Source organism: Erwinia aeris (genome assembly GCF_041224955.1).
Classification (GTDB): Bacteria; Pseudomonadota; Gammaproteobacteria; order Enterobacterales; family Enterobacteriaceae; genus Erwinia; species Erwinia aeris.
In genome coordinates, this window is record NZ_JBGFFX010000001.1 from 257,651 (window position 1) to 281,786 (window position 24,136).

Below are 24,136 nucleotides of genomic sequence, written 5' to 3' on the forward strand. Positions count from 1 at the left end.
AGCTTCAGCTGCTCAGCATTCTTATCAGGAGTAAGTTATGGACGCACTGGATCTGGTAGTCAACCGTCGTTCCGCCTCACGTTTAAGCGAACCTGCGCCCGCCGGAGAAGCGCTGGAAAATATCATCCGCGCCGGGATGCGCGCGCCCGATCACGGCACGCTGCAACCGTGGCGTTTTATTGTTGTAGAGAACGAAGGACGCGACCGCTTCAGCCAGCTGCTGGAAAAAGCCGCGCGTGACGACAATATGGAGCCGAAAGCGATTGAGAAGGCTAAGCAGTCGCCGTTTCGCGCGCCGATGATTATCACCGTGGTGGCCCATTGTGAAGAGCACCATAAGGTGCCGCGTTGGGAACAGGTGGTGTCCGCCGGCTGCGCGGTGATGGCGATGCAGATGGCGGCCGTGGCGCAAGGTTTTAACGGCATCTGGCGCAGCGGCGCCTGGACCGAGCATCAGGCCGTGCGCGAGGCGTTTAACTGCCGCGAGCAGGACGCCATCGTCGGCTTTCTTTATTTAGGCACGCCGCAGTTGAAATCCTCCACCACGCTTGTTCCGCCCGATACAACGCCTTTTGTCAGCTATTTCTGACAGATTGTCACCTTCAAAAAAGGCAGAATAGTCGCCTGACCGTCATTTTGCCGGGATAATAAGCGAACGGACGGTGAAACGCTTATCACCGTCTGTTGAAAACGCTACCATCTACCCACTGTTATCCCCTGAAGGAAGCCATCGCCGGATGCGTTTGTTTATTGCCGAAAAACCCAGCCTCGCTCGCGCGATTGCGGACGTTCTACCCAAGCCGCATCGTCGGGGCGACGGCTATATCGCCTGCGGCAGCGATGATGTAGTGACCTGGTGCGTCGGTCACCTGCTGGAGCAGGCGCAGCCCGACAGCTACGATAGCCGCTATGCGCGCTGGTCGCTGGCCGACCTGCCTATCGTGCCGGAAAAATGGCGCCTCCAGCCGCGTCCTTCCGTAGCAAAGCAGCTTAACGTCATTAAAACGCTGTTGGAGAAAGCCAGCGACGTGGTACACGCGGGCGACCCGGACAGAGAAGGGCAGCTGCTGGTGGACGAAGTACTGGACTATCTGGCGCTGCCGCCGCAGAAGCGCGAGCGGGTACAGCGCTGCCTGATCAACGATCTGAACCCACAGGCTGTTTCAAGGGCGATAGATCGTCTGCGGGAGAACCGCGAATTTATCCCTCTGTGCGTATCGGCGCTGGCGCGGGCGCGGGCGGACTGGCTTTACGGCATCAATATGACCCGCGCCTATACGCTGCTGGGCCGTAATGCCGGTTACGATGGCGTGCTGTCGGTCGGGCGCGTGCAGACGCCGGTGCTTGGGCTGGTGGTACGGCGCGATGAAGAGATCGAGAATTTCGTGCCGAAAGATTTCTTTGAGGTAAAGGCGCATATCGTCACGCCGAAGGATGAGCGCTTTGTCGCTACCTGGCAGCCGAGCGAAGCCTGCGAGCCGCATCAGGATGAAGAAGGACGGTTGCTTAATCGCCAGCTCGCCGAGCACGTAGTCGCGCGTATCGGCGGCCAGCCAGCGCACGTGACCAGCTATAACGACAAGCGCGAGAACGACACCGCGCCGCTGCCTTTCTCGCTTTCTTCTTTACAGATAGAAGCGGCCAGGCGCTTTGGCCTGAGCGCGCAAACGGTGCTGGATACCTGTCAGAAACTTTATGAAACGCATAAGCTCATCACCTATCCGCGTTCGGACAGCCGCTATCTGCCCGATGAGCATTTTGCCGGCAGGCATGCTGTGCTCAACGCCATCAATGCGCATCAGCCAGAACTCACGCCGCCAGCCGATTTTGACAGCGATCGCCGCAACCGCTGCTGGGATGATAAGAAGGTGGATGCGCACCACGCTATTATTCCTACGGCGCGCAGCGGGCAGGTGAGGCTGACGGAAAACGAAGCGAATATTTATCGCCTGATCGCCACGCAGTATCTGATGCAGTTCTGTCCCGATGCCATTTACCGTAAATGCGTGATCGAGCTGGACATCGCGGGCGGGAAATTTATCGCTAAAGCGCGCTTTCTTGCCGAAGCGGGCTGGCGCGCGCTGCTGGGCAGCAAAGAGCGGGACGAGGAAAACGACGGCACGCCGCTGCCCGTAGTGGCGAAAGGCGATGAGCTATTGTGCGAAAGCGGAGAGGTGGTCAGCAAGCAGACTCAGCCGCCTCGTGCCTTTACCGATGCCACGCTGTTATCGGCCATGACCGGCATTGCGCGATTTGTTCAGGATAAAGATCTAAAGAAAGTGCTGCGTGCGACCGATGGTTTAGGAACAGAGGCGACGCGCGCCGGGATTATCGAACTGCTGTTTAAACGCGCTTTCCTGATTAAGAAAGGGCGTTACATCAATGCGACTCCCGCCGGGCGCGCGCTGATCCACTCGCTGCCGGAAATGGCGGCGCGTCCGGATATGACCGCCCAGTGGGAATCCACGCTGACCAAAATCAGTGAGAAGCAGTGTCGCTACCAGGACTTTATGCAGCCGCTGGTGGGGACGCTCTATACTCTGATCGATCAGGCGCGACAGCAGCCCGCTGCGCACGCGTTCCGTGGCCTTCCATCACCGGCGGGTAACCGTAAAAAGCCGCAGCGTAAGGCGGCGAAAGCGAAGGGGAATTAAGCGATGAAAAGCATTTTAGTCACGGTCGCGCTGCTGTTTTGTGCTCCGCTGTATGCGGCAGGCGGCATGCATCTCAGCACCGGCCACGGCGATTATGAGCAGGAACCGCCGCAGGGCGGCGGCGTCAATGCCGATGTGATGGTGGATATGCCGCCGGAAGCGTGGACGCAGGGGCAGAACAATCAGCCGCCGTGCCTGCGCTGCTGTACCTATCAAAATCGCAGCTATACGGAAGGCTCGGTAGTGAAGATGGAAGGCGTGCTGTTGCAGTGCAGCCGCGATGAAAAATCTTACGGCACCAATAATCTGATTTGGCAGACCATTAAGTAATCTGTGCGAGCCAGGCGGCCAGCAAGGGAATATCCGCTGGCGCCAGCTCGTAACGCATTGCTTCCTGCGGCAAACACCAGGCGAGCGCCTGATGACAGTTAAGCCCGGGTTCACCGGTAAAGGCTTCTACCAGCCAGGCGTGCAGATGGATCTGCCGCCCGCTGACTTCCCGGCTTTCGCTGGCGATATAGCCACCGATAGCGGCCTCAATGCCCAGCTCCTCTTTCAGTTCCCTTTGCAGCGCCTGAGGCTGGCTTTCGCCTGCCTCCACTTTGCCGCCCGGAAACTCCCACAGGCCGGCCTGATCGCCATGCGGGCCGCGCTGCGCCAGCAAAATTTTCCCCTGACGTACAATCAGCGCGGCCACTACGTCAAGCCGTTCAGCCGCCATCAGAAGCGGAATTCGGCCCAGACGGGCGCGTGGTCGGAAGGCTTTTCCATGCTGCGGATATCGTAATCAATGCCGGTTGCTACGCAGCGCTCGGCCAGCGGCTGGCTTGCCAGCAGCAGATCGATACGCAGGCCCCGGTTGTCATCGAAGCCCTTAGAACGGTAATCGAACCACGAGAAGCGATCGTTGATGTCAGAATTCTGCGCGCGCCAGGTATCGACCAGGCCCCAGTTCAGCAGGCGATCCATCCATTCCCGCTCTTCCGGCAGGAAGGAACATTTGCCGGTGCGCAGCCAGCGCTTGCGGCTCTCTTCGCCGATACCAATATCCAGATCGGTCGTGCTGATATTCATATCGCCCATAATCAGTACAGGATTACCGGGCTGGTGCTCCTGCTCCAGATAGCTTTGCAGATCGCGGTAAAACTTCTCTTTTGCCGGGAATTTTGTCGCATGATCGCGGCTCTCGCCCTGAGGGAAGTAGCCGTTGATCACGGTAATATTGCCGATTGGGCTGGCGATATCCGCCATAATCAGGCGGCGCTGCGCATCCTCATCGTCACCGGGAAAACCGCGACGTACCGCTACCGGCTCGCTTTTAGTCAGCAGCGCGACGCCGTAGTGGCCTTTCTGTCCGTGGTAAAACACGTTGTAGCCCAGGCTGGCGACTTCTTCGAGCGGAAACATGTCATCGTGGACTTTGGTTTCCTGTAGCCCGATGACGTCCGGCTGATGCTGCTCGACGAGCGCGGCAAGCTGATGAGGGCGGGCGCGCAGCCCGTTGATATTAAAAGAGACGAATTTCATAACTGCACCCGGTGGCGGGAAAAAAGATGTGCGGATGGTAGCAGAATCGGGCGCGGGCTGTCATTAACGCGCTTTTACTCTATCGACAGACAGGCTTATCTTCAGAGCAGAGGCGAGTTTGTCAAAAAAAAGAGTGGCGTCGTGTTTTCGGTTATTCTATCTTCACTCGAATCGTTCGATCCGCACCATTTATCCCATGAGGAACGTCTATGTTAAGTTTTACCGCCAATCAGGCTAAAACGCAGTTTGGTGATTTGATGACCAAAGCACAGCGCGAGCCAGTCAGCATAACCCGTAACGGTCGTCCTGCCGTTGTTGTTGTTTCTGCCGCAGATTATGAGGTCATCGAACAGCTGAAACTGGAAGCCTTACGCACAAGGTTGGCCCATTCGATTGCGCAGATGGAAGCCGGCCAGGTTCAGGATGGCGAAGCCGTATTTGATGAGCTCATGAAGGATTTGTAATGGGAAAGTATACGCTTACGGATGATGCAAAGCAGGACGTGGAAGAGATTAAAGCTTATTCAATGGAGACCTGGAACCGTGAAACTGCAAAGGCGTATTTGACAGGGATGCGTCTTGCTATACAAAGGCTTGCGGATAATCCCGGCATTGGCGAAGACGCCAGTGATAATACCTGGCCCGGAGTGCGTAGCTGGCCTTATGAGGGGCACTATATCTTTTTCGTGCCGAATCCTGAAGGGGTGACCGTGGTCGGCATTCTTCATCAATCCCGCTTGCCAAAGGCATTTAAAAAACGCGCGCCGTGACTTTATTGATACATCTTTACAGGATTAGGCCGAAGCTTCTCATCCTTCCCTGTGGGGGATCTGGAAGAGTGTGTTTAAACATTGGGATTCAAAGAGGTCTGAAATGGTGGTGCTGAGGATAGCATCGTGCGGGAAGGATTCACGTCACTGCATTCCGTGTCCTGCGGGTCAAACCTTCGAGGTCGAAGCTTCTCATCCTTCCCCGTGGGGGATCTGGAAGAATGTGCTTAAACATTGGGATTCAAAGAGGTTTGAAATGGTGGTGGGGGAAGGATTCGAACCTTCGAAGTCGATGACGGCAGATTTACAGTCTGCTCCCTTTGGCCGCTCGGGAACCCCACCAGGGGAAGCGTACTACTTGTTGGCTTTAAACGCCGAACCAACATAAGTTGGAAATGGTGCAAACTAACTTGTGCTGCTGTGCAGGAAGAATTCACGTCACTGCGTTCCGTGCCCTTCGGGTCAAACCTTCGAGGTCGAAGCTTCTCATCCTTCCCCATGGGGAATATGACAGAGCGTGCTTAAACGCCGAACCAACATAAGTTGGAAATGGTGGTGGGGGAAGGATTCGAACCTTCGAAGTCGATGACGGCAGATTTACAGTCTGCTCCCTTTGGCCGCTCGGGAACCCCACCACTGGCCTTGCTTCCTGCTTGCTGAAGCGGGGCGCATCATATCAAATGCTGGCCCGCTGTAAAGCCCGGATTCAGCGATTATAACGCGTTTGCCGCTTTTTTATTCTGACTGCTGCTTTGTCCGACAAAACAGCAGTCTTTAACCTTTACAGAATGATAGTGCGATTGCCGTAGACAAATACGCGCTGCGCCAGCACTTGATAAAGCGCGCGGCTCAGCACATTTTTCTCTACGTCACGTCCCGCACGCATCATATCTTCCGCCGTGTAGGTGTGATCCACATGGATGACGTCCTGCATGATAATCGGGCCTTCGTCCAGATTGTCATTAACGTAGTGCGCGGTAGCCCCGATAATCTTCACACCACGCTCGTAGGCCTGATGATAAGGCCGCGCGCCGATAAAGGCAGGCAGGAACGAGTGGTGGATATTGATGATCTGATTAGGATAGCGCTGCACAAAAGCAGGCGTCAGCACGCGCATATACTTGGCCAGCACCACATAATCAGGCTGGAAACGGTCAATCTCCGCCGCCATGTTATTGTCGTGATCTTCCCGCGTCAGGCCTTCATGGCTCACCAGAATAAACGGAATATCAAAGCGTTCGACCAGCGTCCGCAGCGTTTCGTGGTTGCCGATAACCGCCGCGATTTCAACATCCAGACCGCCATAGGTGCTCTTCATTAACAGATCGCCCAGGCAATGCGCTTCTTTCGTCACCAGGATCACCACGCGGCGACGGCCCGCAGCGTTCAGCTCTCTGAACGATCCGGCAGGCAGGGCGTTGTCCAGCTCGGCCAGCAGTGTGGCATCGTTAAAAACGCCTTCCAGCTCGGTGCGCATAAAAAAGCGGCCGGTGCGATGATCAACAAACTCATTGTTCTGCACGATGTTCAGCTCGTGCTGGTAACAAATGCTGGTAATTTTGGCGATCAGGCCTTTGGCATCAGGGCAAATGGTTCGTAAAACTTTTCGTTGTAGTGTTTGCGCTTGCATTGCGATGGTAATCCTGTCAAAGCAATTCTGAGGGAATGCGGGGGACCATTACTGGCCACAACATTTTTTAAATTTTTTTCCGGAGCCGCACGGGCATCGGTCGTTTCGCCCTGTTTCGGGGAAGGTTCCGTCAACATAATACCAGCGTTGCGCCAGACGAAGAAAGCGCGAACGCTCATGAATAAAGCTGTTGCGCTGATTTTCAGAGAAACGGGCGAAGAAGGTGACGTAGCCTTCTGCATTATCCCCTGGTGCTTGTGCCTCAACTATATGTAAACTAAGCCATCTGGTCACGGCAAAGCTCTCTTCCAGGCTCTCGCGGAAGCGCGCGGCATCGCAGTCAGGATGCCAGGTGGCAATCAGGTAATCGGCATCGCCTTTGGCGTAAGCGGTATAGCGCGAGCGCATCAATGCTTGCGGCGTAGGGGGAATGCCGTCACCATTGAGCCAGGGCTGGCAACATAAGCTATACTCCAATCCGCTACAGCATGGGCAGGATTCAGACACGTTGTCTCCAGAGGATAATAAAAAGCAGAGTGAGTTTTGGGCGTCATGGTAACCGAGCTGTGTGAGTGGCGCCATTGGTTCGTTAAGCAAACACCAGAGGTGGAATGAGACAGGTTAAGATTGGGCTGGCACTGGGATCGGGTGCAGCCAAAGGGTGGGCTCATATCGGCGTGATTGAGGCGCTGGAACGAGCCGGCATCAGGATTGATGTGGTGGCAGGTTGCTCCGTGGGAGCGCTTGTCGGCGCCGCTTATGCCAGTCAACGTCTTCCTCTTCTCGCCGGTTGGGTGCAGGGTTTCAGCTATTGGGAAGTGCTTCGCCTGATGGACTTCTCCTGGCGGCGAGGCGGCCTGCTGCGCGGCGAGCGCGTGTTCAGCCATGTACGTCGCCTGCTGCCGCATACGCATATTGAGGCTTGCAGCCTGCCGTTTGGCGCCGTCACCACCAATCTCAGTACCGGACGCGAACTCTGGCTGACGGAAGGGGATCTTCATCAGGCCATTCGCGCCTCATGCAGTATGCCGGGTCTGCTTTCGCCGGTCGCCTGGAACGGCTACTGGCTGGTGGACGGTGCCGTCGTCAATCCCGTGCCCATTTCTTTAACCCGTGCGCTGGGCGCCGATATCGTTATCGCCGTCGATTTACAGCACGACGCGCATCTGATGCAGCAAAACTTACTCTCCGTTACGCCACAAACCGTGAAGCTGCCCGCTGCTGCCGATGGCTGGCGCGGCAAGCTGCGACAAAAACTGAGCGAGCTAGCCCAGAAAAAAGTTAATCAAACGCCGGGAGCGATGGAAATTATGACTACCTCGATTCAGGTGCTCGAAAACAGAGTCAAGCGCAACCGGATGGCCGGCGATCCGCCGGATGTGCTGATACAGCCTTTCTGCCCGCAGATTTCCACCCTGGATTTTCATCGGGCGGAAGAGGCCATTGAGGCGGGCAGGCTTGCCGTAGAGAAAAAGATGGATGAATTGCTTCCGCTGGTCCGTCAGTACGCAATGCCGGAAGAGAAATGAACAGACTTCGGGCAAATCTGAGAGGCGCAATTGTGGTTTTTGAGCCACTATTGACTTATCTGGCGCACAAGGGGGGACAATGGAGAAGCCATTAAGCGGAAAACAGATCCTGATAGTTGAAGACGAAGTGGTTTTCCGTTCTCTGCTGGATAATTTTCTGAGCGCGCTGGGCGCCACTACCTCGCTTGCCGATGATGGCGTTCAGGCTCTGGAAAGTATGCAGCACCAGGTCTTTGACCTGATGATATGCGACCTGGCTATGCCGCGCATGAACGGTATCAAGCTGGTTGAACATCTGCGGACCCGGGGCAACCCCGTGCCGATCCTGGTGATTTCCGCCACTGAAAACATGTCTGATATCGCACACGTACTGCGCCTTGGCGTGCAGGATGTGCTGCTGAAGCCGTTAAAAGATCTGGAAAGGCTGCGCGAGGCGGTTTACGAATGCCTCTATCCCTCTATGTTTACTTCCAAAGTCGAAGAGGACGAGCAGCTCTTTCAGGACTGGGACGCCCTGGTGCGCGATCCCCAGGCGGCGGCAAAGTTGTTAAAGCAGCTGCAGCCGCCGGTACAGCAGGAAATCGCTAACTGCCGCATTAACTATCGTCAGCTGACGATGGCGGAACAGCCGGGCCTGGTGCTCGACGTCGCGGCGCTTTCTGATAAAGACCTGGCTTTTTATTGTCTGGACGTTACGCGCGCGGGCGATAACGGCGTATTGGCCGCGTTATTATTAAGGGCATTATTTAACGGCCTGCTTCAGGATCAGCTTTCGGGTCAGGCGCAACGTCTGCCCGAGCTAAATAGTTTGCTGAAACAGGTTAATTTACTTTTACGCCAGGCCAACCTTCAGGGGCAATTTCCATTGCTGGTCGGCTATTATCACCAGGGATTAAAAAACCTTATCCTGGTTTCTGCTGGTTTAAACGCCACTCTGAATATTCATTCTCATCAAATACAGCTGAGTAATGGCGTTCCGCTTGGCACGCTGGGCAGTACGCATCTTAATCAAATCAGCCAGCGCTGCGATGCCTGGCAGTGTCAGGTGTGGGGCGCCGGCGGCAGGCTGCGCCTGATGTTGTCCACCGATTAAACGTCCCTTTCCTTTTTATCGCTGCGTGCCAGGGACAGGACCAGCGATAAGCTTTACACTTAGGTAATAGTCTTAAATTGCGTGGAAATGAATGAACCAGGATAAATCCATCCGGGTTCAGCTGATATACTCACTTCGTTTTTTAACTCGACATATCAAGTAATAACTTGAACGGCCTAAAGAGAGGTACTTAGATGTCTGCCTATAAGTCCAAAGTAAAAAAAGCGGTTATCCCTGTTGCTGGTCTGGGAACCCGTATGTTACCTGCCACCAAAGCAATTCCTAAAGAGATGCTGCCGCTGGTTGATAAGCCGTTAATTCAGTATGTCGTTAACGAGTGTATCGCTGCTGGTATCACCGAGATCGTGCTGGTAACGCACTCATCTAAAAACTCTATCGAAAACCATTTTGATACCAGCTTTGAGCTGGAAGCGATGCTGGAAAAACGCGTTAAGCGTCAGCTGCTGGAAGAAATCCAGTCTATCTGCCCGCCTCACGTGACCATCATGCAGGTACGTCAGGGTCTGGCGAAAGGCCTGGGCCACGCGGTAATGTGCGCTTATCCGGTTGTCGGTAACGAGCCGGTAGCGGTTATCCTGCCTGACGTTATCATCGACGAGTACGAATCTAACCTGGCTCAGGACAACCTGGCCGACATGATGCGTCGCTTCGATGAAACCGGCCACAGCCAGATCATGGTAGAGCCTGTAGAAGACGTGACCGCATACGGCGTGGTTGACTGCCAGGGCGCAGAGCTGAAAGCGGGCGAAAGCGCGCCGATGGTCGGTGTGGTAGAGAAGCCTAAAGCAGATAAAGCGCCATCTAACCTGGCGGTTGTGGGTCGTTACGTGCTGTCTGCGGATATCTGGCCTCTGCTGGCGAAAACGCCTCCGGGCGCAGGTGATGAAATCCAGCTGACTGACTCTATCGCTATGCTGATGGACAAAGAAACCGTTGAAGCTTACCACCTGAAAGGCATCAGCCACGACTGCGGTAACAAACTGGGCTACATGCAGGCATTCGTCGAATACGGCGTGCGTCATAATACGCTGGGTGCAGATTTCAAAGCATGGCTTGAAAGCACCGTTGGCAACGAGAAATAAGATTAATTTTTTAACCGGGACAATTCAATGAAAGTCACCGTATTTGGTATCGGCTATGTGGGTCTGGTTCAGGCTGCGGTTTTGGCCGAAGTCGGACATGACGTTCTTTGTATCGATGTCGACGCAAACAAAGTCGAGAATCTGAAGAAAGGGATCATTCCAATTTTTGAACCAGGCCTGACGCCGCTGGTGATGCAGAACTATGAGGCCGGTCGCCTTAAGTTCTCCACCAATGCGGAAGAGGGTGTTAACCACGGCATTATGCAGTTTATCGCTGTGGGCACGCCTCCGGATGAGGATGGCTCTGCGGATCTGAAATATGTCACCGCGGTAGCGCGTACGATTGCCCAACATATGAACGATCATAAAGTGGTTATCGACAAGTCAACCGTACCGGTAGGAACGGCTGACCGCGTGCGCGGCGTGATGGAAGAAACGCTGAAGGCGCGTGGCAAAGAGATCGCTTTCGATGTGGTATCTAACCCGGAATTCCTGAAGGAAGGTGCGGCGGTCAACGACTGTATGCGTCCTGAGCGTATTGTGGTAGGTACCGACAACGAAGCGGTAGTAGACCTGCTGCGCGAGCTGTATGAGCCATTCAACCGCAATCACGATCGCATGATCCTGATGGATATCCGCAGCGCCGAGCTGACCAAGTATGCGGCTAACTGCATGCTGGCAACAAAAATCAGCTTTATGAACGAGATCTCCAACCTGGCTGAACGCCTGGGTGCGGACGTCGAGAAAGTGCGTCAGGGTATTGGTTCCGATTCCCGTATCGGTTACTCCTTTATTTACCCTGGCTGTGGCTACGGCGGCTCCTGCTTCCCGAAAGACGTGCAGGCGCTGATCCGCACCGCCGAGCAGATTGGCTATAAGCCGCGTCTGCTGCAGGCTGTGGAAGACGTTAACGACTCGCAGAAGCACAAGCTGCCGGACTTTATCAAGCGTCACTTTGGCGACAACCTTCAGGGCAAAACCTTTGCGCTGTGGGGACTCTCCTTTAAGCCAAACACCGACGATATGCGTGAAGCGTCAAGCCGCGTGCTGATGGAAGCACTGTGGCAGGCCGGGGCTTCCGTTCAGGCTTTCGATCCGGAAGCGATGGACGAAGCGCAGCGCATCTATGGTCACCGCAGCGATCTTAAGCTGATGGGCACCAAAGAAGCGGCATTGCAGGGCGCAGATGGCCTGGTTATCTGCACCGAATGGCAAAACTTCCGCGCGCCGGATTTTGATGTCATTAAAAATGCGCTGAAAGAACCCGTGATTTTTGATGGTCGTAACCTGTATGATCCAGAAAGAGTCAGCAAACGCGGTTTCGTTTATTATGCAATCGGCCGCGGAGCTTCTATCCAAATTGCATAATTAACGAGGGAAGTATGAAATATCTGGTTACCGGCGCAGCAGGCTTTATCGGTTTTCATGTCGCACAACGCCTGTCAGGCGCCGGTCACCAGGTTGTCGGTCTCGACAACCTGAATGACTATTATGATGTAAAACTCAAACTCGCCCGCCTGGATTTACTCAAACCTTTTTCAAACTTCACTTTTATTGAGCTTGACCTTGCCGACAGGGAAGGGATGGCCGCGCTTTTTGCCGCCGAAGGTTTTGACCGCGTTATTCACCTGGCCGCGCAGGCAGGCGTTCGTTATTCGCTGGAAAACCCGCTGGCCTATGCCGATGCCAATCTCATCGGACATTTAAATATTCTGGAAGGATGCCGCCATAATAAAGTCGGTCATCTGCTTTATGCTTCTTCCAGCTCCGTATATGGCCTGAACCGCAAAATGCCGTTCTCAACCGACGATACGGTAGACCATCCGGTTTCCCTGTATGCGGCGACTAAAAAAGCCAATGAGCTGATGTCTCATACCTATTCTCATCTTTATGGCATCCCAACTACTGGCCTGCGGTTTTTCACCGTCTACGGCCCGTGGGGACGCCCTGATATGGCCTTGTTTAAGTTTACCCGCGCCATGATTGCGGGTGAAAAGATTGACGTATATAACAATGGCCAGATGCGCCGCGACTTCACCTATATCGACGATATTGCCGAGGCCATCGTACGTCTGCAGGACGTTATTCCTCAGCCAGACGCCAGCTGGACAGTAGAAAGCGGCAGCCCGGCGACCAGTTCGGCGCCGTATCGCGTCTATAATATCGGCAACAGCAGCCCGGTGACGTTAATGGCTTATATCGAGGCGCTGGAGAAAGCGTTAGGCATGACCGCCGAGAAAAACATGCTGCCTATGCAGCCAGGCGACGTGCTGGAGACCAGCGCGGATACCACGGCGCTTTATAAGGCGATTGGATTTAAGCCACAGACTGGTGTAGAGGAAGGCGTAAGTCGATTTGTTAACTGGTATCGCACTTTCTATCAGGTATAACGGTAATAAAAAAAGGAAGCTTCGGCTTCCTTTTTTTATGTAGCCCGGATGAAAATTCATCCGCTGAAGAAATTTACAGCATGAAATCTTCGAGTTTTTTACCCTGTTCTTCGATAGCTTTTTTGATTACGGCTGGCGTACGACCCTGGCCGGTCCAGGTTTTCGTTTCGCCATTTTCATCCACATATTTATACTTGGCAGGACGGGCAGCGCGCTTGGCTTTACCCACGCTTTTTGCAGCGTTCTGCGTAGCAAGCAGTTCATTAGGATCGATGCCGTCGGCAATCAGCATTTCACGATATTGCTGCAGTTTACGGGTACGCTCTTCGATTTCAGCCTGAGCGTGGCTCTCTTCATCACGGCGTTCGTGCACAACAACTTCCAGCTTCTCCAGCATCTCTTCTAAAGTTTCCAGCGAGCATTCTCTGGCCTGTGCACGCAGAGTACGGATGTTGTTCAAAATTTTAAGTGCTTCGCTCATTGTTCTAATCTCAAAAATTATAATGGGGGAATGTTCTGCCTGATAATAATAGAGTGCGTCATAATGAACTGCAATAGCTAATTTTGTAAGGGAAAGAAATGTGTTTATCTTTCGACGCTGACACTCCCTTATTAAGCCCTGGATAAATAGGCTTAAGATGAATAAAAGATTGATTGTTGCAACAGATAACCACTTCAGCTTACCCCAACGCCTGGAATTATAATCAAAGTTTCAGGCTTGTTTTGCTAAATGGTGTTCAAAGCTAACCCACAGAAAACGCAGTGAATAATAGCAAGATCACAATCCTTTTTTTAATCGTTAAATGCGATAAAAATAGCCGCGGTAAAACCCGTTGCGAAAAGGGGCCGGCGATTTCGCCTGTCCATTAGTACAGTCTTTACGCCAGCGGCTACGCAATACTGCACGAAAAAGGCGCGCCGCAGGGTCATCCTGGTCTTTGATGAGTGTGATACAATAATCTTAACCCGTTAAACTTTAATTCGGAGCAAGGCCAGATGGCTCAGCTTTATTTTTATTATTCCGTAATGAATGCAGGTAAATCGACTGCGCTATTGCAGTCCTCATATAACTATCATGAGCGCGGGATGCGCACGCTGGTCTATACAGCAGAAATTGATAATCGTTTTGGATTGGGCAAAGTGAGTTCGCGTATTGGCCTTTCTTCTCCAGCAAAATTGTATAATAACGACACGGCACTTTTTGATGAGATAAAAGCAGAACAGCAAATGGAACCGGTTCACTGCGTGCTGATAGATGAATCGCAATTTCTGACCAGAGAGCAGGTAAAAGCGTTATCTGACGTGGTGGATAATCTGGATATCCCGGTTCTCTGTTATGGTTTGCGAACCGATTTTCGCGGGGAGTTATTTAGCGGCAGCCACTATCTTCTTGCCTGGGCCGACAAGCTTGTCGAGCTGAAAACAGTTTGCCACTGCGGAAGAAAAGCGGGAATGGTATTAAGAGTCGATGAAAACGGCGAGCCTTACGATGAGGGCGAGCAGGTAGTGATCGGCGGCAACGAGCGCTACGTCTCGGTCTGCCGTAAGCATTATAAGGCGGCGCTTGAGCAGCACTCGCTGGAGGCGGTTTACGGGGAAAAAGGCCGCAAGCCAGCCTGAAAAGGGGAAAGGCGATGCGACAAAACCAGAGCGGTTCTTAACGCCTGATGTGCGCAGGATGATTAGCCCGGCTTAAGGATAAAAAAAACCCGCCTTGCGGCGGGTTTCAGTCAGGTTAGATTATTTTTTCACTTTCTTGCGCATTTCGACCGGCTGCGCCACCAGGGCTTCGGCTACGGAATCGAAAGGCTCTACGTATTCACGACCGTAGAAGGTATCCATCATAATTTGCTTCAGCTCGGCGATCAGCGGATAGCGCGGGTTAGCACCGGTACACTGATCGTCAAAGGCATCTTCCGCCAGCTTATCCACTTTTGCCAGGAAGTCCGCTTCCTGTACGCCAGCCTCGCGAATCGATTTAGGAATACCCAGTTCCGCTTTCATTCCTTCGAGCCACGCAAGCAGTTTTTCAATTTTCTGCGCGGTGCGGTCGCCAGGCGCGCTAAGACGCAAATGGTCGGCTATTTCAGCATAGCGGCGGCGAGCCTGCGGACGATCGTACTGGCTGAACGCCGTCTGCTTGGTTGGGTTATCGTTAGCGTTGTAGCGGATAACGTTGCTGATCAGCAGGGCGTTAGCCAGACCGTGTGGAATATGGAACTCAGAGCCTAACTTGTGCGCCATGGAGTGGCAGACGCCCAGGAAGGCGTTGGCAAAAGCGATACCGGCGATGGTCGCGGCGTTATGGACGCGCTCACGAGCAACAGGGTTTTTCGCGCCGTCACGATAGCTCGCCGGTAAATTTTCCTGCAGCAGCTTCAGCGCCTGGAGCGCCTGGCCGTCGGAATATTCGTTAGCAAGCACGGAAACATAGGCTTCCAGCGCGTGGGTCACGGCATCCAGACCGCCAAAAGCACACAGCGACTTCGGCATGTTCATCACCAGGTTGGCGTCAACGATAGCCATATCCGGCGTCAGCGCATAGTCAGCCAGCGGATATTTCTGGCCGGTCGCGTCATCGGTCACCACCGCAAAAGGCGTAACTTCTGAACCGGTGCCGGACGTAGTGGTAATGGCAATCATCTTCGCCTTCACGCCCATTTTCGGGAACTTATAGATACGTTTACGGATATCCATAAAGCGCAGCGCCAGCTCTTCGAAATGGGTTTCAGGATGCTCGTACATCACCCACATAATTTTTGCCGCATCCATTGGCGAACCGCCGCCGAGAGCAATAATCACGTCCGGTTTGAAGGAGTTCATCTGCTCCGCGCCCTTACGCACGATGCTCAGCGTCGGATCCGCTTCGACTTCAAAGAACACTTCGGTTTCAAGGCCGTGAGATTTCAATACCGATACCACCTGATCCGCATAGCCGTTGTTAAACAGGTAACGGTCGGTAACGATAAAGGCGCGTTTGGCACCGTCGGTCGCCACTTCTTCCATGGCGATAGGCAGAGAACCGCGGCGGAAGTAGATAGACTTAGGAAGTTTATGCCACAACATATTTTCTGCTCGCTTGGCCACGGTTTTCTTGTTGATCAGATGTTTAGGTCCTACGTTCTCGGAGATAGAGTTGCCGCCCCAGGAGCCGCAGCCGAGCGTCAGTGACGGAGCAAGTTTAAAGTTATACAGGTCGCCGATGCCGCCCTGCGAAGCCGGGGTATTAATCAGAATACGCGCGGTTTTCATTCTGTCGCCGAAGTAGTTAACGCGCTCACGCTCGTTATCCTGATCGGTGTACAGGCAGGAGGTGTGACCGATACCGCCCATCGCCACCAGTTTCTCCGCTTTGCTGACCGCGTCTTCAAAATCTTTTGCACGGTACATGGCAAGCGTAGGGGAAAGTTTTTCATGCGCGAAAGGTTCGGACTCATCGACCAGCTTCACTTCGCCAATCAGGATCTTGGTGCTGGGCGGTACGCTGATACCTGCCATTTCGGCAATTTTCACCGCTGGCTGGCCCACAATCGCCGCGTTCAGACCGCCGTTTTTCAGGATGATATCCTGTACCGCTTTCAGCTCTTTGCCCTGCAGCAGATAGCCGCCGTGGCTGGCGAAGCGTTCGCGTACGGCGTCGTAGGCGGAATCCACCACGATAACAGATTGTTCAGAGGCGCAGATTACGCCGTTATCGAAGGTTTTAGACATCAGGATGGAAGCTACGGCGCGTTTGATATCCGCCGTCTCGTCAATCACGACCGGAGTATTACCGGCACCGACGCCGATAGCCGGTTTACCGGAGCTATAGGCCGCTTTCACCATGCCTGGCCCGCCGGTCGCAAGGATCAGGTTAATATCCGGATGGTGCATCAGCTGATTGGAAAGCTCCACGGAAGGCGCGTCAATCCAGCCGATAATATCTTTTGGTGCACCGGCGGCAATAGCTGCCTGCAGCACGATGTCCGCCGCTTTGTTGGTGGCGTCTTTAGCGCGCGGGTGCGGAGAAAAGATAATACCGTTGCGGGTTTTAAGGCTAATCAGCGCTTTAAAAATAGCGGTGGACGTTGGGTTAGTGGTGGGTACAATGCCGCAGATCAGGCCGGTAGGTTCGGCGATAGTGATGGTGCCGAAGGTGTCATCAGTGTCGAGAATACCGCAGGTTTTCTCATCTTTATAAGCGTTATAGATATATTCAGAGGCAAAATGGTTTTTGATGACTTTATCTTCAACAATCCCCATTCCGGATTCCGCTACGGCCATTTTAGCCAGAGGAATGCGGGCGTCGGCAGCAGCCAGAGCGGCAGCGCGGAAAATCTTGTCGACCTGTTCCTGAGTGAAATTCGCGTACTCTCGCTGGGCTTTCTTTACACGTTCGACCAGTGCGTTAAGCTCAGCAACGTTAGTAACGGTCATAATGCTCTCCTGATGAAAGTTAAACTCTGTTAGTAAACAAGTCAGAACTGTCAATTATAGACAAGGGCGCCTGGTTGTTACCGAAACGTGCTGGCTTTTTGGTTTCCAGGTTCTACAGGTTTACTAAAAGAGTCTACGCATCATTACCGTTACAGGCGGTGAATCTGCGGGTAATTCCGTTTACTGAGTACAATAGTACGCACAGGTCTGGCCGATGATTTTGATGTAGATCAAGAAGCATTCATGCTGACACCTTTCAGCACCGGCCTTACGGCCTGTTACCTGAATTTTCAATAGGCTACATTTGCCGAACAGGCTAAATTATTAGCGCTATAGTTTGCTAATATATGAATTATTAGAGTAATTAACTGCTTAAACAGCTGTCGGAGAGAGCAAATCTACGGCAGCCCGGGCTTGACCGACGCGTTAAGCGACATCCCCCTTACTGGAGTAAAGCGTGAACCCGACCATCCTCGATCTTTCAGGCTATATAAAATTTTTCGTCGGGCTTTTTGCGCTGGTAAACCCGGTCGGCATTATTCCCGTCTTTATCAGTATGACCAGCTATCAGCTGCCGGCAGCCCGTAACAAAACCAACCTGACGGCCAGCCTTTCCGTCGCCATTATTCTCTGGACCTCGCTGTTTTTAGGCGACGCCATTCTGCATCTCTTCGGTATCTCGATTGATTCTTTCCGCATTGCGGGCGGAATACTGGTGGTGACTATCGCGATGTCGATGATCAGCGGCAAGCTGGGCGAGGATAAACAGAACAAGCAGGAAAAAACAGAAACCGCCGTGCGCGAAAGCGTGGGCGTAGTGCCGCTGGCGCTGCCTTTAATGGCGGGGCCTGGCGCCATCAGCTCGACCATTGTCTGGAGCACCCGCTATCACAGCTGGGTAAACCTGCTTGGCTTTAGCGTGGCGATTGCGCTTTTCGCCGTCTGCTGCTGGCTGCTGTTTCGCGCGGCACCGCTGATGGTCAGGGCGCTGGGGCAGACAGGAATCAACGTTATCACCCGTATTATGGGGCTGTTGCTGATGGCGTTGGGTATCGAATTTATCGTCACCGGCGTCAGGGCGCTGTTTCCGGGGCTGGTGGGATAAAACTCCTCACTATAAAACGGGCCTGTAGAGGCATAATCTGCGCTTAATTCACCGATGCAATAAAATGGCGCCCCAAAATTGTGCAAAAGAGTGCCGCGCTGCCCTTTTTTGGTGCGAGTATTCTTCTGGCTTAACCAGCTGCGCAGATTATTAATGTAATTACTGAAAAATAACCTTTTTTCAGAAGCTCATCAGAAAATGTTATTTCAATAACAAATTTTATCGCTGTTATGATGCGTGCATCACACAGTAAATGTCATGATAAAGGTTTCATCTATTATTTTATGCTGTGAAATAGGGGTTAAAGCCTCATCTCTGCTGCAACATACAAATAACGGCAAGAAATAGCGGATTTTTAAAGAAATTATTTCCAAATCAAAGGGTTACCTTTTGTTTTTTGTTCAAAATAAGTTATGTATTCGTTAACTTCTGCGTAATAAAAGCGAATTGGTTAACATTTTCGTTATTTTACCTTGGCGCGAAAAGTCGGCATCTGATAGGTTTTGCTGCAGCGGACAAAACTGGCATCAGATGTGCAAAGCCTGTCAGGCAACGTTTACGTCAGAAATTTTCGTACAGAGGTAGAAATCGTTTAATGAGATTATTGCTGAAGCCTCTGAAGCTGGCCGTCGCTGTCTTTAGCGCGTTGACCGCTTCCTCCCTGAGCGCTGCGCCCGCAGGCATTGCACTGGCCCCGCAGCAAAGCATCACGATTAATAACGGCGGCGAAGTCTCCACGCTCGACCCGCAAAAAATTGAGGGCGTGCCGGAAAGCAACGTGGTGATCAACCTGCTGGAAGGGCTGGTGGCGACCGACAACAATGGCCATATCGTGCCGGGTATGGCCGAGAGCTGGCACAGCGAGGCGGGCAAGGTCTGGAATTTTACGCTGCGTAAGGCCACGTGGAGCAACGGCGAGCCGGTAACCGCACAGGATTTCGTTTACAGCTGGCAGCGCCTGGCCGATCCGCATACGGCTTCACCCTATGCCAGCTATCTGCAATACGCGCATATTGAAAACATTGACGAGATCCTGGCCGGAAAAAAACCACCGACAAGTCTTGGCATCCGCGCGGTTGACGACACTCATCTACAGATAGTGCTGAGCGAGCCGGTACCTTATTTTATCGCGCTGGCGGCCTACGCGGCACTGAAGCCGGTAAACCGTAAAGCCGTCGAACAGTGGGGCGAGAAGTGGACGCAGCCTGCGCACTACGTCGGCAACGGCGCTTATACCCTCAGCGACTGGGTAATCAACGAAAAAATCGTGCTGAAGCGCAATCCTCACTACTGGAACAATGCGCAGACCACTATCGAAACGGCCACCTTTCTGCCCATAACGTCTGAAGCGACCGATGTTAACCGCTATCGCAGCGGCGAAATCGATATGACCAACAGCGTGCTGCCGCCCGAGCTTTTCCCCATGCTGAAGAAAACGCTGGGCACTCAGGTGCGCGTCAGCCCGCTGCTGTGCACCTTCTATTATGAACTGAATAATAAGCGACCGCCGTTTAACGATCCGCGCGTGCGTACAGCGGTCAAGCTGACCCTGGATCGCGATATTATCGCCAACAAGATTATGGGGCAGGGGCAGATCCCGGCGGGCGGGTTTACGCCGCCTTTTATTGACGGCGCGGATTTACCTCCACCGGCCTGGATGAAGCTGACGCAGCAACAGCGCAACGAACAGGCGAAGGCCTTGCTGAGCGAGGCAGGCTACAGCGCGGAAAAACCGCTGCGTTTCCGACTGCTTTATAACACTTCCGATTTAAATAAAAAGCAGGCTATCGCTGCGGCTTCAATGTGGCAGAAAAACCTGGGCGCGCAGGTCACGCTGGATAATCAGGAGTGGAAAACCATGCTGGATACCCGGCATCAGGGCGATTTTGAGGTGGCTCGCGCTACCTGGTGCGCCGACTACAACGAACCCTCCACCTTTCTTAACGCCATGCAGAGCCAGTCTTCCAACAACACGGCGTTCTATAAAAGCGATAAATTCGACGAGCTGTTGGCAAAAACGCTGTCGGCTGACGATGCCGCACAGCGCGCCTCGCTTTATCAGCAGGCCGAGCAGCAGCTCGATCGCGATTCCGCTATCGTTCCCGTCTATTACCGCGTCAGCGCAAGGTTGATCAAGCCCTGGGTTGGCGGTTTTACCGGTAAAGATCCGCAGGATCAGCCGGATATAAAATATTTATATATTATAAAGCATTGATTTGTAAGGAAGGTAATAGCTAGTGATGACAGCAGCCAGGGCAAATAAAAAACGGCCGTGACGTATTCGTTCCCCGTCATGAGCCGTGGCCCGGCAAAGAGGGATAGCTAAAGCGTCCCGGTAATAATAAAAACTGGAGTAGCAAAATGACCAACATCACGAAAAAGCGCCTGCTGGCGCTGGGTATTCTGAGCGCGCTGACCGGCATGGCATCGGCCGCCACGGTGCCCGCAGGCGTGCAGCTTGCCGCTAAGCAGGAGCTGATTAAAGGCAACGGCGACGAAGTGCAGTCGCTGGATCCCCATAAAATTGAAGGCGTGCCGGAATCTAACGTCAGCTACGACCTGCTGGAAGGGCTGCTGATCAACGACACCAACGGCCATCCCATTCCGGGCGTGGCGGAAAGCTGGGAAAACAAGGACGGCAAAGTCTGGACTTTCCATCTGCGCAACAACGCTAAATGGTCTAACGGCGAGCCGGTCACCGCACAGGATTTCGTCTATAGCTGGCAGCGCCTGGCCGACCCTAAAACGGCATCGCCTTATGCCAGCTACCTGCAGTACGGGCATCTGGCCAATATCGACGATATTATCGCGGGCAAGCAGAAGCCCGACCAGCTGGGCGTAAAGGCGCTTGATGCGCACACGCTTCAGGTCACTTTGACCGAATCGGTGCCTTATTTTTATAAGCTGCTGATCCATCCATCCATGTCGCCGGTTTATAAACCCGCTATCGACAAGGCTGGCGAAAAGTGGACGCAGCCGGAAAACTGGGTCGGCAACGGCGCCTATAAGCTACAGGAACACATTATTAACGAGCGCATCGTCGTGGTGCGCAACCCGCAGTATTGGGACAACGCGCATACCGTGCTCGATAAGGTTACCTTCCTGCCGATCCCTTCTGAAGTTAACGACGTTAACCGCTACTTCAGCAGCAACGGCAGCGATATGACCTACACCAACCTGCCGATCGAGCTGTTTAAAAAGTTGCAAAAAGAGAATCCGAAGGAATTGCGCGTCGATCCTTATCTCTGCACCTATTATTACGAACTCAACAATCAGAAAGCGCCTTTTAACGATCCTCGAGTCCGCACCGCGCTGAAGCTGGGGCTGGACCGCGATATCATGGTCAATAAAGTGCTGGCGCAGGGTCAGCAGCCCGCCTGGAGCTATACACCGCCGGCCATTGACGGCGCCGATTTAGTCAAGCCGGAATGGATGAGCTGGACGCAAGAGAAGCGTAACGAAGAGGCGAAAAAACTGCTGGCGGAAGCGGGCTACACTGCCGATAAGCCGCTGACCTTCGAGCTGCTTTATAACACTTCCGATCTGCATAAGAAGTTGGCTATCGCCGTCTCGTCGATCTGGAAGAAAAACCTGGGCGTCAATATCAAGCTGAATAACCAGGAGTGGAAAACCTTCCTGGATACCCGTCATCAGGGCAATTTTGACGTGGCGCGCGCCGCCTGGTGTGCGGACTATAACGAGCCGACCTCGTTCCTGAACACCATGCTCTCCGACAGCAGCAACAATACCTCGCACTATAAATCGCCAGCCTTCGATAAAATTATGGCGTCGGCCACGGCGGCCAGCGACGAGGCGGCCCGCAGCAAGGCCTATACCCAGGCGGAGCAGCAGCTGGATAAAGACTCAACCATCGCGCCGGTGTTCTACTACGCCAATACGCGCCTGGTTAAGCCTTACGTCGGCGGCTATACCGGCAAAGATCCGCTGAACTATCTCTACGACAAAAATCTCTACATCATCAAACACTAAAAAAAATCGGGGGAGGGACGCTTCCCCCACGTAATTCTTTTGAGCAGTGCTGAAGCACAGGCCAGCAGGTACGGGCAATGTTAAAATTTATTTTTCGTCGTTTTCTGGAAGCGATTCCGACGTTACTGATCCTGATTACTATCTCTTTCTTTATGATGCGCCTCGCACCCGGCAGCCCTTTTACCGGCGAGCGTACGCTGTCGCCCGAAGTGATGGCGAACATCGAAGCCAAATATCATTTAAACGATCCCATCTGGAAACAGTATCTGGACTATTTGATCCAGCTGGCGCGCGGCGATTTCGGGCCGTCGTTTAAATACAAAGACTATTCGGTCAACTACCTGGTCGGACACGCCTTTCCGGTATCGGCCAAACTGGGTTTTGCTGCTTTTATCCTGGCGATTGTGCTGGGCGTGACGGCGGGCGTAATAGCCGCGCTGAAGCAGAACAGCAAATGGGATTTCCTGGTGATGGGCGTGGCGATGACCGGCGTGGTGATCCCCAGCTTTGTGGTGGCGCCGCTGCTGGTGCTGGTGTTCGCCATTGTGCTGAAATGGTTGCCGGGCGGCGGCTGGAACGGCGGGGCTATCCAGTACATGATTTTGCCGATGGTGGCGCTGTCGCTGGCCTATATCGCCAGTATCGCCCGCATCACGCGCGGATCGATGATCGAGGTGCTTCACGCCAACTTTATCCGCACGGCGCGCGCTAAAGGGTTGCCGATGCGCCGCATTATTCTGCGCCACGCGTTGAAGCCTGCGATGCTGCCGGTGCTTTCCTACCTTGGCCCGGCGTTTGTCGGCATTATTACCGGTTCAATGGTTATCGAAACCATTTACGGCCTGCCGGGTATTGGGCAGCTGTTCGTGAATGGCGCGCTGAACCGCGACTACTCGCTGGTGCTCAGCCTGACCATTCTGGTCGGCGTGTTGACCATTCTTTTTAACGCGATCGTTGACGTGCTTTATGCGGTTATCGATCCAAAAATTCGTTATTAATCGCGGAGTTCGCCATGATACTGAGTAAGAAAAACAGCGAAGCTCTCGACGCCTTTAGCGAAAAGCTGGAGATCGAAGGCCGCAGCCTGTGGCAGGACGCCCGCCGTCGCTTTATTCATAACCGGGCGGCGCTGGCCAGCCTGAGCGTGCTGGTGCTGATTGCGCTCTTTGTGATCTTCGCGCCCATGCTCTCCTCGTTCACCTACGATGATACCGACTGGGGCATGATGTCCAGCGCGCCGGATATGGTGTCTAAGCACTACTTCGGCACGGACTCGTCGGGACGCGATCTGCTGGTGCGCGTGGCGATCGGCGGACGGATCTCGCTGATGGTCGGCATCGCTTCCGCGCTGGTGGCGGTGCTGGTGGGCACGCTTTACGGCTCGCTGGCCGGTTACCTGGGCGGCAAAGTCGATTCGGTGATGATGCGCCTGCTGGAAATCCTTAACTCCTTTCCGTTTATGTTCTTCGTGATCCTGCTGGTGACCTTTTTTGGCCGTAATATCCTGCTGATTTTCGTGGCGATTGGGCTGGTTTCCTGGCTGGATATGGCGCGTATCGTGCGCGGCCAGACGCTGAGCCTGAAGCGCAAAGAGTTTATCGAGGCGGCGCATGTCGGCGGCGTCTCTACCGCCAGCATCGTGCTGCGCCATATCGTGCCTAACGTGCTGGGCGTGGTGGTGGTTTATGCCTCGCTGCTGGTGCCGAGCATGATCCTGTTTGAATCCTTCCTCAGCTTCTTAGGCCTGGGCACGCAGGAGCCGTTGAGCAGCTGGGGCGCGCTGCTCAGCGACGGCGCCAACTCGATGGAAGTCTCGCCGTGGCTGCTGCTGTTCCCGGCCGGTTTTCTGGTGGTGACGCTGTTCTGTTTCAACTTTATCGGCGATGGTCTGCGTGATGCCCTCGACCCGAAAGATCGCTAAGGAGTTTCC

General features: G+C 53.7%; 22 protein-coding genes and 2 tRNA genes. 16 read left to right on the forward strand and 8 right to left on the reverse strand.

The features are described 5' to 3' along the window. Positions 1-37: 37 nt before the first annotated feature. The 3 genes from AB6T85_RS01345 to AB6T85_RS01355 all read left to right on the forward strand — a co-directional run bounded on the left by AB6T85_RS01345 (position 38) and on the right by AB6T85_RS01355 (position 2,984). The gene (locus tag AB6T85_RS01345; protein WP_301252746.1) at positions 38-589 is read left to right on the forward strand and encodes an NAD(P)H nitroreductase; all 552 of its coding nucleotides are present in this window, start codon (positions 38-40) and stop codon (positions 587-589) included. A 148-nt stretch (positions 590-737) separates the two neighbouring features. Further along, positions 738-2,654 (forward strand): DNA topoisomerase III, encoded by a 1,917-nt coding sequence (locus AB6T85_RS01350; protein WP_253453760.1) that lies wholly within the window; start codon positions 738-740, stop codon positions 2,652-2,654. 66 nt (positions 2,655-2,720) lie between these two features. Then, positions 2,721-2,984, forward strand: a complete 264-nt coding sequence (locus tag AB6T85_RS01355; RefSeq protein WP_369894824.1) for a YnjH family protein — start codon at positions 2,721-2,723, stop codon at positions 2,982-2,984. Here the strand turns inward: AB6T85_RS01355 and AB6T85_RS01360 are convergent. Both AB6T85_RS01360 and xthA read right to left on the reverse strand, forming a co-directional pair. Next, the gene (locus AB6T85_RS01360) at positions 2,977-3,375 is read right to left on the reverse strand and encodes a pyrimidine (deoxy)nucleoside triphosphate diphosphatase (protein ID WP_253453763.1); all 399 of its coding nucleotides are present in this window, start codon (positions 3,373-3,375) and stop codon (positions 2,977-2,979) included. The two genes, AB6T85_RS01355 and AB6T85_RS01360, sit on opposite strands and share 8 nt — an antisense overlap. After that, positions 3,375-4,181 (reverse strand): exodeoxyribonuclease III, encoded by an 807-nt coding sequence (xthA, locus tag AB6T85_RS01365; protein ID WP_253453765.1) that lies wholly within the window; start codon positions 4,179-4,181, stop codon positions 3,375-3,377. The genes AB6T85_RS01360 and xthA overlap by 1 nt, the downstream gene beginning before the upstream one ends. Before the next feature lie 209 nt (positions 4,182-4,390). Between xthA and AB6T85_RS01370 the strand changes: the two genes are divergently transcribed. Then, a complete protein-coding gene (locus AB6T85_RS01370) occupies positions 4,391-4,645 on the forward strand; it encodes a type II toxin-antitoxin system Phd/YefM family antitoxin (protein WP_253453767.1) in 255 nt (84 codons plus the stop codon). Further along, entirely contained in the window at positions 4,645-4,950 is a 306-nt protein-coding gene (locus AB6T85_RS01375; protein ID WP_369894654.1) for a type II toxin-antitoxin system RelE/ParE family toxin, read from the forward strand. The genes AB6T85_RS01370 and AB6T85_RS01375 overlap by 1 nt, the downstream gene beginning before the upstream one ends. 257 nt (positions 4,951-5,207) lie before the next feature. Here the strand turns inward: AB6T85_RS01375 and AB6T85_RS01380 are convergent. From AB6T85_RS01380 to AB6T85_RS01395, 4 genes are all read right to left on the reverse strand, one after another. Continuing rightward, positions 5,208-5,292 (reverse strand) — tRNA-Tyr (locus tag AB6T85_RS01380). A 208-nt stretch (positions 5,293-5,500) separates the two neighbouring features. Next, positions 5,501-5,585, reverse strand: a tRNA-Tyr gene (locus AB6T85_RS01385). A gap of 146 nt (positions 5,586-5,731) precedes the next feature. Continuing rightward, a complete protein-coding gene (gene purU, locus AB6T85_RS01390) occupies positions 5,732-6,580 on the reverse strand; it encodes a formyltetrahydrofolate deformylase (protein WP_125287754.1) in 849 nt (282 codons plus the stop codon). A gap of 48 nt (positions 6,581-6,628) precedes the next feature. Then, on the reverse strand, positions 6,629-7,087 hold the full coding sequence (locus AB6T85_RS01395; RefSeq protein ID WP_253453771.1) for a YchJ family protein: 459 nt from the start codon (positions 7,085-7,087) through the stop codon (positions 6,629-6,631). Between the two features lie 104 nt (positions 7,088-7,191). On the opposite strand from AB6T85_RS01395, the gene rssA reads away from it, so the two are divergent. The 5 genes from rssA (at position 7,192) to AB6T85_RS01420 (ending at position 12,695) form a co-directional block, all read left to right on the forward strand. Beyond that, on the forward strand, positions 7,192-8,109 hold the full coding sequence (gene rssA / locus AB6T85_RS01400) for a patatin-like phospholipase RssA (RefSeq protein WP_369894655.1): 918 nt from the start codon (positions 7,192-7,194) through the stop codon (positions 8,107-8,109). A gap of 79 nt (positions 8,110-8,188) precedes the next feature. Then, positions 8,189-9,202, forward strand: coding sequence for a two-component system response regulator RssB (rssB, locus tag AB6T85_RS01405; protein ID WP_301251621.1), 1,014 nt, complete (start codon positions 8,189-8,191; stop codon positions 9,200-9,202). 194 nt (positions 9,203-9,396) lie between these two features. Then, complete coding sequence (galU, locus tag AB6T85_RS01410; RefSeq protein WP_125287750.1) at positions 9,397-10,305, forward strand: UTP--glucose-1-phosphate uridylyltransferase GalU; 909 nt, start codon at positions 9,397-9,399, stop codon at positions 10,303-10,305. Between the two features lie 27 nt (positions 10,306-10,332). Beyond that, positions 10,333-11,673, forward strand: coding sequence for a UDP-glucose dehydrogenase family protein (locus AB6T85_RS01415; protein WP_253453776.1), 1,341 nt, complete (start codon positions 10,333-10,335; stop codon positions 11,671-11,673). A gap of 14 nt (positions 11,674-11,687) precedes the next feature. Continuing rightward, complete coding sequence (locus AB6T85_RS01420) at positions 11,688-12,695, forward strand: NAD-dependent epimerase (protein ID WP_253453778.1); 1,008 nt, start codon at positions 11,688-11,690, stop codon at positions 12,693-12,695. A gap of 73 nt (positions 12,696-12,768) precedes the next feature. Here AB6T85_RS01420 and hns read toward each other — a convergent pair whose 3' ends face one another. Then, positions 12,769-13,176 carry a histone-like nucleoid-structuring protein H-NS gene (gene hns / locus AB6T85_RS01425; RefSeq protein WP_253453780.1) on the reverse strand — a complete coding sequence of 136 codons (408 nt, stop codon included), beginning with the start codon at positions 13,174-13,176 and terminating at the stop codon, positions 12,769-12,771. A gap of 515 nt (positions 13,177-13,691) precedes the next feature. Between hns and tdk the strand changes: the two genes are divergently transcribed. After that, positions 13,692-14,315, forward strand: a complete 624-nt coding sequence (gene tdk / locus AB6T85_RS01430; protein WP_253453782.1) for a thymidine kinase — start codon at positions 13,692-13,694, stop codon at positions 14,313-14,315. Between the two features lie 120 nt (positions 14,316-14,435). On the opposite strand, the gene adhE is transcribed toward tdk, so the two are convergent. Then, the gene (gene adhE / locus AB6T85_RS01435; RefSeq protein ID WP_253453784.1) at positions 14,436-17,111 is read right to left on the reverse strand and encodes a bifunctional acetaldehyde-CoA/alcohol dehydrogenase; all 2,676 of its coding nucleotides are present in this window, start codon (positions 17,109-17,111) and stop codon (positions 14,436-14,438) included. 457 nt (positions 17,112-17,568) lie between these two features. On the opposite strand from adhE, the gene AB6T85_RS01440 reads away from it, so the two are divergent. The 5 genes from AB6T85_RS01440 (at position 17,569) to oppC (ending at position 24,127) form a co-directional block, all read left to right on the forward strand. Next, entirely contained in the window at positions 17,569-18,216 is a 648-nt protein-coding gene (locus tag AB6T85_RS01440; RefSeq protein ID WP_125287744.1) for a YchE family NAAT transporter, read from the forward strand. Between the two features lie 595 nt (positions 18,217-18,811). Beyond that, positions 18,812-20,431 (forward strand): ABC transporter substrate-binding protein, encoded by a 1,620-nt coding sequence (locus AB6T85_RS01445; protein WP_369894656.1) that lies wholly within the window; start codon positions 18,812-18,814, stop codon positions 20,429-20,431. A gap of 146 nt (positions 20,432-20,577) precedes the next feature. Continuing rightward, positions 20,578-22,206 (forward strand): oligopeptide ABC transporter substrate-binding protein OppA, encoded by a 1,629-nt coding sequence (gene oppA / locus AB6T85_RS01450; RefSeq protein WP_369894657.1) that lies wholly within the window; start codon positions 20,578-20,580, stop codon positions 22,204-22,206. 77 nt (positions 22,207-22,283) lie between these two features. Next, positions 22,284-23,204 (forward strand): oligopeptide ABC transporter permease OppB, encoded by a 921-nt coding sequence (gene oppB, locus AB6T85_RS01455; RefSeq protein ID WP_253453790.1) that lies wholly within the window; start codon positions 22,284-22,286, stop codon positions 23,202-23,204. A 14-nt stretch (positions 23,205-23,218) separates the two neighbouring features. Beyond that, on the forward strand, positions 23,219-24,127 hold the full coding sequence (gene oppC / locus AB6T85_RS01460) for an oligopeptide ABC transporter permease OppC (protein ID WP_125287740.1): 909 nt from the start codon (positions 23,219-23,221) through the stop codon (positions 24,125-24,127). Positions 24,128-24,136 lie beyond the last annotated feature (9 nt).